Raw genomic sequence first — 13,002 nt, 5'->3', positions numbered from 1 at the left:
CTCAGTGGCGACGGCCGCCGCAGGAGGCGCGCACCACCAGGTTCGGCCGCAGCTGCACCTGATGCAGCGGGGAGGCCTCGCCCTCCTTGAGCCGCCGCAGCAGGACCTGCGCGGCCAGTCGGCCCACCTGGAACTTGGGTGGGGACACTGCGGTCAGCGGGATCTCCGCTACATCCGCGAACTCGTTGTCGTAGCTGACCATCGCGAGATCCTGCGGGACCCGCAGCCCGGCCCGCCGCGCGGCGGACTGCACCATCGCGGCCTCACGGTCACCGAAGCACAGCACACCCGTGACGCTTCCGGACATCAGCCGCGCCACGGTGGCGTCGGCCCGCTCGGGCCCCCAGGTGTCCATCAGCTCATCGTCGTACACGGCGTCGGGAAGCCCGAAGTCCGCGACGGCACGGGTGAATCCGGTCCTGATCGGGTCGGCCGTCGGGCCGTCCGAGCGCAGCACCAGTGCCAGCCGCTCATGGCCCAGGGCACGCAGGTGCCGTACCGCGTCGTACGCACCGCCCTCGTGATCGGTGCGCACATGCTCGGTCGGGTCGCCGGGGCCCGCTGCCGTCAGCCGCCGCTCGACGAGCACCGCGGGCACCGGCAGTGCCAGCAGCTCCTGCGCGCGCTGGCCGGGATCGCCTTCCGCGTACAGGCCCGGTACGAGCAGCAGGCCGTGCACCCCGGCCGCCAGCAGTTCGGCGATCGCCGTGTCCTCGGCCTGCGGGTCGTAGTGCGAGCAGGCGAGCACCAGTCGGGCGCCTGCCTCGGCCAGGACCTCTTCGATGCCCTGGAGGACACGGGGGTAGTACAGCGTGGTGTCGGGGACGAGAACACCGACGACCCAGCGATGGTTCGGCGCCCGGGGAGTCCTGCCCTGCGCGAAGGTGCCCGCGCCCTGACGGCGCTCGACCAGGCCCTGGACGACCAGTTCCTCGTACGCCCGGCGGACCGTTGTCACGGACAGGCCTGACTCGGCGGCGAGCGCCCGCTCGGTGGGCAGCTTGCTCCCCGGCGGCCAGGTGCCGTCCTGGATGCCGCGGCGCAGATCGGCGGTGAGCTTGCGGAATTTCAGTTCCCGGGCCGGCACGGTCCCCCCTCTATGTCGCGTCGCCATCATTCCGAGTCGGCACAGACGCATTGAACAAGCAATACGCAGCCGATGGCGTATTGCTCATTGAATCCTCTCTTCGAAGCTCCCTAGCGTCCGTGCGCAATTCCGCCGCACTCCTCCCAGGCCATCGAGGGACCGCCATGGACGCACGCCCTGCCTCGCCCCTGTCCCGCCGCAGACTTCTCGCGTACGGCGCCGCCGCCACCGGAGCCGTGTCACTCCCCTTCCTCCCGGCCGTCACCCCAGCCGCCCAGGCCGCCGAGTCACCCGCTCTCACGGAGCTGGAGGAGCGTGCGCTCGCCCTCCAGCCGCCCGCGTTCCTGTTGGAGTCCGCCGTCCCGCCCCTGATCACCTCCGATGCGGGTGGTTCGCTCTCCATCAGCGACGCCCACTCGGTCTGCGGACAGCACGCGATGCGGTGGGATCACGGCGCGGGCTCGGTGATCACCGTCGCCTCGGATCTGGCCTGGGCCCCCGACCCGTACGATCCGAAGCCGCTCGCCGACCAGGCCTGGCAGGGCACGGTCGACACGTTCTCGGTGTGGATCCACAACGAGACCGCCGTGGACGATGTCGTCCGCTTCGAGTTCGGGCGCGGCTCGCATACGGACTGCTGGTTCGAGTTCCGGCTGGACTTCACGGGCTGGCGCACCGCCTGGGTGCGGTACGCGTACGACATGCACGGCCGCCCGCGCGCGGGCATGGACACCGTCCGCATCACCGCCCCGCGCCGTCCCGGCACACTCTGGATCGACCAGCTGCTGCTCAATGTCGCGTTGCGCCCGGACACCCCGACCCGCGACGCGCAAGTCCCCGGGGTCTGCGTCGAGGGAGACGACTGGGACCAGTCGCACTGGCAGGCGCTCTACCTCTTCGACCGCGTCCTCACCCGTACACAGATCGAGACGCCAGACCCGTCCACGGCCGAACTCAACGCTCTCCAGGGCCTGTTGACTCGCTATCACGACGACTACCTCGCTGCCGCGCCGAAGGTCGACGACGCGTACGTCACCTCCCTGACCGGCCAGGCCGACACGCTGCTCACCGGCCGCCCCGTCTTCTCGTACCAGTCCCAGATCTATCCCCCCGCGATAAGCACCGACCTCAAGACCTTTGTCAACGCCGCCACCCTGCGTGCTGTCACCGACCTGATGCAGAAGGTCGCCCAGGCGTACGACGTGGCGAGTGCGGCCCACCGGCCGGCGCTCGGCGCGCTCTATGTCCGGTTCGTTCGGCGGCTGCGCGAGCTGGGCTGGACGTACGGCAGCTGCCAGGGCACGATCCACCACGTCGGGTACGACATCCGCGGCTATTACGACTCCGTGTTCCTGATGCGGGACGTGCTGCGCGAGGCCGGGCTCCTCGAGGCGGTGCGCGCTGATCTGACTTGGCTCACCGGCTTCGGCAGGATCTTCCGCGGCTTCGACCACCGCAACGCCCACGGGTCGACTGCGGACATCCTCAACACCACCGTCCGCGGCATGCTCGCCGTCGCCCTCCTCCAGGGCGGCGAGGCACGGCAGATCGCGTATCTGAAGGCGCTGCGCGACTGGCTCAGCGCCTACCTGCTGCCCACCGACGGCATCCAGGACGGCTTGAAGACCGACGGCACCACCTTCCACCACGTCGGTTTCTTCCCCGACTACGCGCGTGACGGCTTCACCGGACTCGCGCCCGTCGTCTACGTGATGAGCGGCGGGCTCTTCCGCATATCCCCCGAGGCCCACGACACCCTCAAGCGGGCCGTGCTCACCCTGCGCGTCGTGGCCAACACCACCCAGTGGCCGATCGCCCTCAGCGGCCGCAACCCGGCCGGGACGACGGGCCTGACCATCACGCCCTTCCAATGGCTGGCCATCGCCGGCACTCCCGACGGCAGCCAGGACCTCGACCCCGAACTCGGCGCGACCTTCCTGCGCCTGCTGCCGGCCGCACCCACCACCGCCCAGAAGAAGATCGCGGCACTGCTCGCGGCCGCCGGTATCACCGCGGAGCGCGCCCCGTCCGGCGCATGGGCGTACAACTACGCGGCCCTCGCGGTGCAGCGGCGCGACGACTGGCAGGTCACCGTCCGCGGCCACAACCGCTATCTGTGGTCCACCGAGATCTACGACGGCTCCAACTGGTACGGCCGCTACAACACCTACGGCCAGATCCAGGTGCTGCACCGCGGCACCCCCGTCACCAACCTCGGCAGCGGCTACAGCCACGACGGCTACGACTGGAACCGCCGCCCCGGGACCACCACCCTCCACAAGCCGTGGACCGAGCTGAAGGCCGACCTCACCGGCACCATCGAGGAGATGCTGCTGACCGAGGAGGCGTTCGCAGGGGCGCACACCATCGACGACCGCAACGGCATGTTCGCGATGCGGCTGCGCGAACACCCCAAGTACGACGGCACGCACCGGGCCCGCAAGTCCGTCTTCCTCTTCGATAACCGCGTCGTCGCCCTCGGCACCGGCATCTCCAACGCCGACACCGCCAACGAGACCGAGACGACCCTCTTCCAGGCCCGTCTGGCCACCACTTCCGCACCCGTCTGGGACGGCTCCCCCGGCCCGGTCACCGCCTTCCCGTACGAGAGCAGGAGCTCCCGGAGCGACGCCTGCTGGCTTCTCGACGGCACGGGCCTGGGCTACTACGTCCCCGCGGGCCACGAGCTCGCGGTCCGCCGCAGCACCCAGGTCTCCCGCCACCACGGCACCGATGCCGAGACCCGCGGCGACTTCGCGACCGCCTGGCTGTCCCACGGCACCGCCCCGCGCGACGCCTCGTACGAGTACGCGCTGGTCGTCGGCGCCACCCCCGAGACGATGACAGCGTTCACCGCGGACATGGCCGACCCCGGCCGGGCCCCGTACCGGGTGCTGCGCGCCGACGACACCGCGCACATCGTCACCGACCGCGCCACCGGCATCACCGGCTACGCGGTCTTCGAGGAGACCGGTTCCCTGTCCGGCGGTGTCGTACGGGCCGTAGACACCCCGGTACTGCTCCTGACCCGGGCCGACGGCGACGCCCTGGTGCTGTCGGTCTGCGACCCGGACCTGCGGCTGTACGAGGGCAGGGATGCGGCCCAGTACGAGAAGGGCGAATACACCGGTCACTGGAGCCCGTACTCCCGCCCCTGGCTCACCAGCCCGAGCGCCCCGCACACGGTGCGGGTCACGCTGGAGGGCCGCTGGCGCGCGCAGCCCGGCGCGCCCTGCACGACCGTCGTCGACGGCGACCGCACTGTCGCCGGCTTCCGCACTGTGGACGGCCGCCCCGTCCAGGCCCGTCTGACAAAGGAGTCATGATGCAGAAGATCCACCGCGCCTTGTTCGCCACCTTGTTGACGGCACCGCTACTCACCGGCGCCGCGCAGGCTTCGGCCGATTCGTCTCTGGTGGACTCGGCGACCCCGGCGGCCGTCCAGCCCACCGCGGGACCCGACGGCACCCTCGTCTTCAGCGACGAGTTCACCGGCACGGCCCTGAACACGGCGAAATGGAACGTCCGTGACCAGGAACGGACGGAGTCGGACCGCACGGACGGCATCCGCTGGTGGTACAAGCCCGCCAACGTGCGCGTCATCGCGGACAACGGCGGCAACCTCGCCATCGACCTCAAGCAGCTCGGCACCGCCCAGTACTCCGGTGGCCGCGTCGACACGGACGGCATCTTCGACTACACCCACGGCACGATCGAGGTCCGTCTCCATGTTCCGCCCACCGAGGGCCATCTGGGCGCGGTCTGGCTGCAGACCCACGCCTGGGGGAGCGTCCTCGGCAGTGCGGAGGACGGCGCGGAGATCGACCTGATCGAGAGCGCGTACAAGGCCGACAAGTACGCCGCCACCATCCACTACGACGGCTACGGCGCCGACCACAAGCAATCGGCCCAGGTCGTCGCGGCCCCGTCCCTGCACACCACGCACTACCACACGGTCGGCCTCAACTGGACGGCCACAAAGATGGAGTTCACCTACGACGGCACGGTGGTACGCACTGTCACCGATCCGAAACTGATCAGCCAGGTGAAGGAGTACCCGATCCTCTCCCACGAAGTCCTGGACTGGGCGGAGGGCGATGTCACCACCGCGCCCCTCGACTACAACTCCACGATGTACGTCGACTACGTGCGGGTCTGGCAATAGGGCAGAGAGCGGCCCGAGCCCCAGCGCGGTGGCGACGAGCACGGTGACGGCGTGAGCCTGCCGCGGCTTGCCGCCACTCCGCTGGTGCTGGGGCAGACCACCCAGGTGTTCATCATCAATCACGCCACATGGGCGTAACCCCCACAACCGGACAGGCGAGCAGGCGATTTTCCCGACAGAGCGGACGAATCGATTTCGCTACAAGTTCCGAAATTATTCGTGATGGGTCCGCCATGCCGCCGCAACACATCATTCCTACCGTCGCTATCGGTCGCATCGACACCATCACACCCATGAAGTGCATCGGACCAAAAATGCTGCTTTCCCCGAATTCACCTTGCTGTCCTCAGTGCCTTCATGAGACAGGAGCCTCGAGTGTCCAACCTCTCCAGACGCGGCGCCCTACGGCTGACCGGTGGCATAGCTCTCATCGGTACCTTTGCCCTGGCGGGCTGTGGCCGCAGTGGTGACACTGCCGCGACAGCCACCGCCGAGCCCGTCGACACCTCCCCAGCCACCGGCACCCTCAACGTCTGGGCTGCCCAGGGCGATGCCGATGTGCTCGACAAGGTCATCAAGCCCTTCAAGGCCGCCAACCCCGACCTCGATGTGAAGTTCACGCTGATCCCGAACGCCGAGTACTACACCAAGCTCCAGTCGGCGATCGCGGCGGGCAAGGGACCCGATGTCGCCCAGTTCTTCCCCGAGTCGCAGGCGCAGTTCCTCGATCCGTCGATCCTGCAGGCCGTTCCGGACGGACTCGTCGATCCGGACAGCTTCTTCAAGAGTCTCTGGGACGCCGGTGTGGTCAAGGACGTCGCCTACACGGTGCCCTGGTACGCCTACACCTACGCGCTCGTCTACCGCTCCGACCTGGCCAAGAAGGCGGGCGTCAAGGTGCCGACCACGTGGGACGAGATGGTGCCGTTCTTCAAGGCGCTTCAGGGCGCCGGCGCCGGGCACGGCCTCGGGGCCGACAACGGCTGGGACATCTTCAACGGCCAGGACGTAGCGATGTACGCCTGGCAGGCCGGCGGCTCGCTGCTCTCCTCCGCGGGTGAATGGACACTCGACACGCCCGCGATGGTCGACGCGATCAAGTACAACGCGTCGTTCTTCACCTCGGGCGCCGCCGACACCAGCACGCCCACGTTCCTCGACGCGCAGCCGTACTTCGTCGCTGGCAAGACCGCCACGATGATCACGGGCCCTTGGGTCGTCGGTCAGCTCGACACCGCCGCGAAGAAGGACGGCTGGACGGCGTCCCACGTCGCCACCGCACCGCTGCCGGCCGGGGCGTCGGGCAGCGTCTCCTTCTCCGCCGGAGGCAGCTGGGGCGTACTCGCCGACAGCGGCAACTCCGACGCGTCGTGGAAGCTCGTCCGGTACCTCGCGAAGCCGAACACGCAGGTAGCGCAATACAAGGCGTACAGCTCCTTGCCGGCCGTCATCTCCGCCTGGGACGACCCCGCCATCGCCGACCAGCCGCTCCTTGACGCCTTCCTCACACAGCTGAAGAACACCCGGGCATTCCCTCAGGTGAGCACCTGGCAGCAGGTCGCGACCCGGCTGGGCAGGGAGATGGAGGCCGTGGCCAAGGGCACGGAGACCGCCGCAAAGGCCGCCTCGAACGTCCAGGCGTACGCCGAGAGCGTCGGCACGGGCGCGAAGTGAGCCACGGATGACCACCACCCTCGTCCCTGGCACCCGGGAAGCCCAGGGGACGCGGCGGACTCCGGGGACGCCGCACCGGGCCCGTCGCTCCCGGGGCACCCGTCGAACGGCTGTCGCCTGGCTGTTCCTCGCACCGTTCAGCCTCGTGTTCCTGCTCTACACGGCGATCCCCACCATCGCCGCGCTCGGATTCAGCCTCACCGATCTGCGGGGCACGGATCTGCGTCATCCACTCGCGGTCGACTTCACCGGACTCGAGAACTATCTCCGCCTGTTCCGGGATCAGAGCTTCCTGCGGGACATCCTGAACACCGCCCTCTTCGTGGCCGTCGGTGTGCCGATGACCATGGGGATCGGATTCGCGCTGGCCGTCGCGCTGAACTCCGGCATCCAGCGCCTGCGCGGCGGATTCCGCACGGTCTTCTTCGCACCGGTCGTCACCAACGTCGTGGCGGTCGCACTGATCTGGCAGTACGCCTTCAACGAGAGCGGCACCGTCAACAAGGTGCTCGGCGCCGTCGGCTTCTCCGGACCGAACTGGCTGGACGACCCGAACCTGGCGATGCCCGTGGTCATCCTGCTCGGCGTCTGGCGCAACTTCGGCACCGCGATGGTGCTGTTTCTCGCCGGCCTGCAGGCGATTCCGGAGGACGTGTACGAGGCGGCCTCCCTCGACGGGGCCGGCCGGTGGCGGCAGTTGAGACACATCACGCTGCCGCTACTGCTGCCCACCACGCTCATGGTGTCGGTACTGCTGACCGTCTTCTACCTCCAGGTGTTCGACGAGCCGTACCTGCTCACGAACGGCGGCCCGCTGGGCTCCACCGAGTCAGTGGCGCTGTACACCTACCGCCAGTTCGGATCCGGCGAGTTCGGGGTGTCCTCGGCCGCGTCCTTCGTGATGCTCGTGCTCGTGGCCCTGGTGAGTGTCGTCCAGTTCCGGCTGCTGAGGCCCCGCGCATGACCGCCGTCGCCGCGTTGGACGACGCTCACATGACCACCGACCGGATCGTCTTGCGGCGCCGGTCCGTCTCCCGGCCGCTGCTGTACGGCGCGCTCGTGCTGTGCGCACTGCTCACGATGCTTCCGTTCATCTGGGTGATCAGCGGCTCGCTGCGCGGTCTCGACGAGATCCGCTCCGACCCCGGTGCCTGGCTCCCGCATGACGTCACCTTCGACAACTTCGTACGGCTGTTCAGAACCGAAGGTTTCGGCCAGTTCATGGTCAACAGCATCGTGGTCGCGACCATCGTGGTGGTCGGCAACATCGTGGCGGCATCGGCCGCGGGCTACGCGCTCGCGAAGTTCGACTTCGCGGGCAAGCGGATCGCGTTCGGCGCGGTCATGGCGGCGATGATGGTGCCGTTCGCCACGGTGTTCGTCACGCAGTTCGTGATCACTGTCGACATGGGTCTGGCGGACACCCTCGCCGGTATCGCCCTGCCCGGCATGGCGATGCCGATGTCGGTCTTCATCATGCGGCAGTACGCGATGTCGATCCCCGACGAACTGCTCGAGTCGGCCCGGATCGACGGCGCGAGCGAGTTCCGGATCTTCTTCAGGGTCTTCCTCCCACTGGCCGGCCCGGCTGTCGCGACGATCACGATCATGTCGTTCCTCACCTCGTGGAACAACTTCATCTGGCCGCTCATCGTCGCCCAGAGCATGTCCAGTTACACGCTGCCGGTGGGCCTCGCCGCCACCAGTCAGGCGGCGGCGCACGTCACCGACTACGGCCTGATGCTCGCCGGTGCGATCGTCGTGATGCTGCCGGTGCTCGTGCTCTTCCTGCTCCTGCAGCGCTACTTCGTGCAGGGCATCGCCGGAACCGGAATGCGGTGACCCCGATGGACGACCTGACGTACGACCGGATGGACCCGCTCGACGCGCCCGGCGAGCGAAGCGAGAGGGGGGTCCCCCCGGCCGAGGACTGGGGGACGGACACCGTGCATGCTCCCGCGGGCACGATCATCGGCCGTCGCAGCGGCCGGGTGCGGCGCTTCCTCGGCATCCCGTTCGCCGAAGCACCCACCGGTGCGCGGCGGTTCGCCGCGCCGGTCCCCCGCGGCCGGTTCACGGAACCCTTCGACGCCTCCCGGCACGGTGCCACCTCCCAGGGCGTGCCGCTGTTCGCCACGACCACCGTGCCGGAGCCGTCGGTGCCGGGCGACGACGTGCTGAACCTCGCCATCGTCGCTCCCGCCGCGGACGACGACCGTGGGCCCTTCCCGGTCGTGGTGTGGATCCACGGGGGCGCTTTCCTCGCGGGGAGCCCGGCCAGTCCGTGGTACGACGGCAGCGCTTTCGCCCGCGACGGTGTCGTCTGCGTCACCGTCGGCTACCGGCTGGGCGTCGACGGATTCGCCCCGCTGGACGGCGTACCCACGAACCTCGGGCTGCGTGACCTGCTGCTCGCCCTGGACTGGGTGCAGGAGAACATCGCCGCTTTCGGCGGTGATCCGGACCGGGTCACCGCGGCCGGCCAGTCGGCTGGGGGCGCGGCGGTGCTCGCGCTGCTGTCGTCGCCCGTCGGCAGCGGCCGCGTCCACCGCGCGGTCAGCCTGTCCGGTGGCACCTTCGCCGTGGGTGCGGACGTGGCACGCGACTTCCTCGAACAGCTCGGGAACAGGCTCGGCGTGCCGCCGACGCGAGCCGGATTCGGCAGCCGCACCGTGGAGCACATCCAGCAGGCCCTCATCGACCTGCGGAGCGAGCGGGGCGACGACACGCTCGTGCTCGGCCCGTTCGTCGGCGACGACATCCTGCCGGTGTCCATCAGCGACGGACTCACCGTGCACGGACACGGCGTACCTGTGCTGCTCGGTGCGACAGGCGACGAGTTCGACGGCGGTGCCACACCGGAGAACCCTCACCAGAGCTGCCTCTTCGGCGCTGAACAAGCCGCGGCCGAACTCGCCGCGGCCCGCGCGGCAGGTACCCGCGTGACGGACACCCTGTTCCGCGCCGCCTGCCCGCGCGTAGCCGTCTCCCGTCGCGACGCCACCGCCGGTACCTGGCTGTACTCCTTCGAATGGCCTTCCCCCGTGCTCGGCGGCTCCGTGCACTGCATCGACATCCCGTTCTTCTTCGACGTACTGGACGCCCCAGGCGTCGCCGAGGCGCTCGGACCGAACCCACCTGCGGAACTCGCCATGTTGATGCACGCCGATCTGGTCGGGTTCGTCCGCGGCCGGGAGCCGACCTGGGCGAGGGCGACCGGGACGCTCGGAGATCCGGCTCGCGAATACGGTCGGCCCGGCGCGGCGCTCGTGGCAGACACCACGGGCGCGTTCGATCCCGTGGTACGGACGGTGTCCGAGGTGGCGGAGGCGTGCTGATGTCCGGGATGAACCAGAGCGCGGTCCGACGAGTCAACACCTCGGTCATCCTCCGCGCGCTGGCGGTGTCGGCCGGGCCGACGACATTGACCGCGCTCGCCGAGCAGGCCCGCCTCTCCCGCCGCACCATCGAGCTCATCCTGGACTCGCTCGTCGAAGCGGGCTGGGTGACCGAACTGGACCGCGTGCCGACCAGCGGCTGCGCCGGGCGCCCCGCCCGCCGATACGAGCTGCGGGCCGAACACGCGCTACTGGCGGCCGTGGGCATCACCACCTCGGACGCGTCCGCGGTCGTCGCCGATGTGCGCGGCCGCATCCTCGGCCGGGCGCACCGGCCGCTGCGCGCCTACCAGGATCCGCAGGTCACGCTTGACGACGCGGCGGCGCTGGTGCTGGAGGCACTCGATGACGCGGGCGGATCGGCGGACCGCCTTCGAGCCGGTGCGGTCGCAGGCGGCGGTGCCATCGACGACGACGGAGTCGTGCGGCGCCTGGTGCACACGACGCGGTGGGAAGGCGTGAACCTGCCCGAGGAACTCACGCAACGCATCCGGATGCCCTGGTTCGCGGACAACGACACCAACCTCGGTGCGCTCGCGGAGCGTTGGCGGGGCGTGGCCGGTGACCACGACAACGTTGTGTGGGCGATGCTCGGGAACCGAACCGGCCTCGGCATCCTCATACGAGGTGTCGTGCACCGCGGTCTCGACGGCGCCGCGGGCGAGATCGTCGAGGCGGTGTCGATCCCGACCGGCTCGGTCGAGGACCGCCCCGTGGCGTGGCTCACCTCACCGGAACCGGCCCAACGCAGGGTTGCGCTCGGCCGGTTCGACGCGGCCCGGGCCGGCGATGCGGCCGCGCTCGCGGAGGTCGACGAGTTCGTGGAGAACATCGCGTCGATCCTCACGACCTTGTCGTGGACGGTCGCGCCGTCGCTCATCGTGCTCGGCGGTGGTCTGGAAGACGCGGCCGATGTGCTGCTGCCCCGAGTGCGTGATGCGATGCGCAATGCCCGCACCCCCGCGATCGAGCTGCGCGCCACCGGCCTGGGCCGCGACGCCGCGCTCATCGGCGCCGTGAAGTTGGCACTCGACCGCATGGACACCGAGCTGTTCGGCCCGCTCGTCCCGAGCGTGTGATCGCGCACCGAGCGCCCGCACCCCCCATCGGCATCCGTGGCACAAGACATGGAGTCTCACTGTGACCGACACCCCTCGCACCGACGTCCTCATCGTGGGCAGCGGCATCATGGGATCCGTCGTGGCCCGACTGCTGCGCGACAGCGATCCGGCGCTGGACATCACCATGGTCGACGGCGGCAGTGCGATAGGCGAGGCCCCTGGCCTGCACCTGCACGACGTCGACGACCCAGTCCTCTGGTCGCGCTACAACGAGCAGGTTGTCACCGGCATCCAGGGCATGTACACGGGTGCCGAGGTGGTGCGCGAGGTCGCGGACAGCCTCACCGACCTGACACCCGGCATGTTCCACGCACTCGCCTTCGGCGAGGAGTCCGAGGCGATGCCCGCGACAGCGCTCGCCTGGAACGCGGGCGGCATGGGCGTGCACTGGACCGCCGCGACCCCCTGGCCCGCCGGACACGAGGTGTTCGATTTTGGCGACCCGGCCCGCTGGGCGGCGGATCTGGACACCGCGTACCGGGTGCTCGCGGTCACGCCGTCCTCGATCGGCCCGACCGAGGTCGGCCGGACGGTGCTCGACGTACTACGCCGGCGCTTCCACGGCGTCGGACCGGACGACAGGCGACCGCAGCCGATGCCCATGGCCGTCACCCCGACGGCATCGGGCCCCATGCCACGCACGGCTCCGGGGACGATCTTCCCCGCGATCGCGCAGGGCGGGGACCCGGCCTTCACCCTGGTGACCGGAGCGCTCGCGACGGCCCTCATCGTCTCGGACGGCCGGATCGCCGGCGCCCGGCTGCGCCGCATCACCGACGGCGCCGAGACGGAACTCCTCGCGGATGCCGTGGTGGTGTGCGCGGATGCGCTACGCACCCCGCAGCTGCTGTTCGCTTCGGGCATCCGGCCCCAGGCGCTGGGTCGCTACCTCAACGAACACGCATTCATCACCGCCCGGGTGCTGCTCGACCTCGACCGGTTCGGCATCGGCCTCGGCGCCCTGCCCCTGCCGCGTGCGGGCGAGTTCAGCACGGATTCGATCTGGCTGCCGCAGAACGGAGCGGCGCAGCCGTTCCACGGTCAGATCATGAACCGCACGTACGTGGATGAGGACGGCAGCCCCCTTGCACACTCCGTGGGGCTCTCGCTGTACGTCCCCGTCGAGTCACGCCCCGAGAACCGACTCGTGTTCTCCGAGACCGAGACCGATCTCGCCGGGATGCCGCGGATCGGCGTCGAGTTCGGTTATTCCGACGCCGATCGCGCGCTGATCCGGCAGGCACTGGCCGAAGTCCAGTCGATGGCCGAGGAATTCGGCTCGTTCGATCCCGCGACCGAACGGGCCCTGCTCCCGCCCGGCTCGTCACTGCACCTGACCGGCACCGTCCGGGCCGGCGTCGCCGACGACGGCACCAGCGTGTGCGACCCGGACGGCCGGGTGTGGGGCTTGGACAACCTGTATCTCGCCGGCAACGGCGTGATCCCCACCGCGATGGCCGCCAATGTCACCCTGACCGGCGCGGTGACCGCCGTACGGGCCGCCCGTGCCGTCGCCGCACGCAACGCCGCACTCGCCGCACACTGAGAGGAACCTCG

9 protein-coding genes are annotated in these 13,002 nt (G+C 69.7%); 8 read left to right on the top strand and 1 reads right to left on the bottom strand.

The window, feature by feature from the left end; translation table 11 throughout:
• Window position 1: 1 nt before the first annotated feature.
• Window positions 2-1,087, bottom strand: coding sequence for a LacI family DNA-binding transcriptional regulator (locus tag ACSMXV_RS34715; RefSeq protein WP_473175068.1), 1,086 nt, complete (start codon window positions 1,085-1,087; stop codon window positions 2-4).
• Between the two features lie 164 nt (window positions 1,088-1,251).
• Between ACSMXV_RS34715 and ACSMXV_RS34710 the strand changes: the two genes are divergently transcribed.
• The 8 genes from ACSMXV_RS34710 (at window position 1,252) to ACSMXV_RS34675 (ending at window position 12,991) form a co-directional block, all read left to right on the top strand.
• A complete protein-coding gene (locus ACSMXV_RS34710; RefSeq protein WP_473175067.1) occupies window positions 1,252-4,413 on the top strand; it encodes a chondroitinase family polysaccharide lyase in 3,162 nt (1,053 codons plus the stop codon).
• Window positions 4,410-5,252, top strand: coding sequence for a glycoside hydrolase family 16 protein (locus ACSMXV_RS34705; RefSeq protein ID WP_473175066.1), 843 nt, complete (start codon window positions 4,410-4,412; stop codon window positions 5,250-5,252). The genes ACSMXV_RS34710 and ACSMXV_RS34705 overlap by 4 nt, the downstream gene beginning before the upstream one ends.
• Window positions 5,253-5,627: 375 nt before the next feature.
• Window positions 5,628-6,926: an extracellular solute-binding protein gene (locus ACSMXV_RS34700; RefSeq protein WP_473175065.1), complete on the top strand. Its 1,299-nt coding sequence runs from the start codon at window positions 5,628-5,630 to the stop codon at window positions 6,924-6,926.
• 7 nt (window positions 6,927-6,933) lie between these two features.
• Complete coding sequence (locus ACSMXV_RS34695) at window positions 6,934-7,890, top strand: carbohydrate ABC transporter permease (RefSeq protein ID WP_473175064.1); 957 nt, start codon at window positions 6,934-6,936, stop codon at window positions 7,888-7,890.
• Window positions 7,887-8,768 (top strand): carbohydrate ABC transporter permease, encoded by an 882-nt coding sequence (locus tag ACSMXV_RS34690; protein WP_473175063.1) that lies wholly within the window; start codon window positions 7,887-7,889, stop codon window positions 8,766-8,768. The genes ACSMXV_RS34695 and ACSMXV_RS34690 overlap by 4 nt, the downstream gene beginning before the upstream one ends.
• A gap of 5 nt (window positions 8,769-8,773) precedes the next feature.
• Window positions 8,774-10,264, top strand: a complete 1,491-nt coding sequence (locus ACSMXV_RS34685) for a carboxylesterase family protein (protein WP_473175062.1) — start codon at window positions 8,774-8,776, stop codon at window positions 10,262-10,264.
• 8 nt (window positions 10,265-10,272) lie between these two features.
• Entirely contained in the window at window positions 10,273-11,403 is a 1,131-nt protein-coding gene (locus ACSMXV_RS34680) for an ROK family transcriptional regulator (protein WP_473179160.1), read from the top strand.
• 61 nt (window positions 11,404-11,464) lie between these two features.
• On the top strand, window positions 11,465-12,991 hold the full coding sequence (locus ACSMXV_RS34675; protein WP_473175061.1) for a GMC oxidoreductase: 1,527 nt from the start codon (window positions 11,465-11,467) through the stop codon (window positions 12,989-12,991).
• Window positions 12,992-13,002 lie beyond the last annotated feature (11 nt).

It is taken from the genome of Streptomyces sp. DSM 42067 (assembly GCF_055792885.1).
This window is presented reverse-complemented; position numbering and strand designations above follow the sequence as displayed.

Coding starts and splice junctions, on each gene's coding strand:
- ACSMXV_RS34710 (WP_473175067.1), top strand. CDS start 1,252: ATGGACGCACGCCCTGCCTCGCCCCTGTCCCGCCGCAGACTTCTCGCG.
- ACSMXV_RS34705 (WP_473175066.1), top strand. CDS start 4,410: ATGATGCAGAAGATCCACCGCGCCTTGTTCGCCACCTTGTTGACGGCA.
- ACSMXV_RS34695 (WP_473175064.1), top strand. CDS start 6,934: ATGACCACCACCCTCGTCCCTGGCACCCGGGAAGCCCAGGGGACGCGG.
- ACSMXV_RS34690 (WP_473175063.1), top strand. CDS start 7,887: ATGACCGCCGTCGCCGCGTTGGACGACGCTCACATGACCACCGACCGG.
- ACSMXV_RS34685 (WP_473175062.1), top strand. CDS start 8,774: ATGGACGACCTGACGTACGACCGGATGGACCCGCTCGACGCGCCCGGC.
- ACSMXV_RS34680 (WP_473179160.1), top strand. CDS start 10,273: ATGAACCAGAGCGCGGTCCGACGAGTCAACACCTCGGTCATCCTCCGC.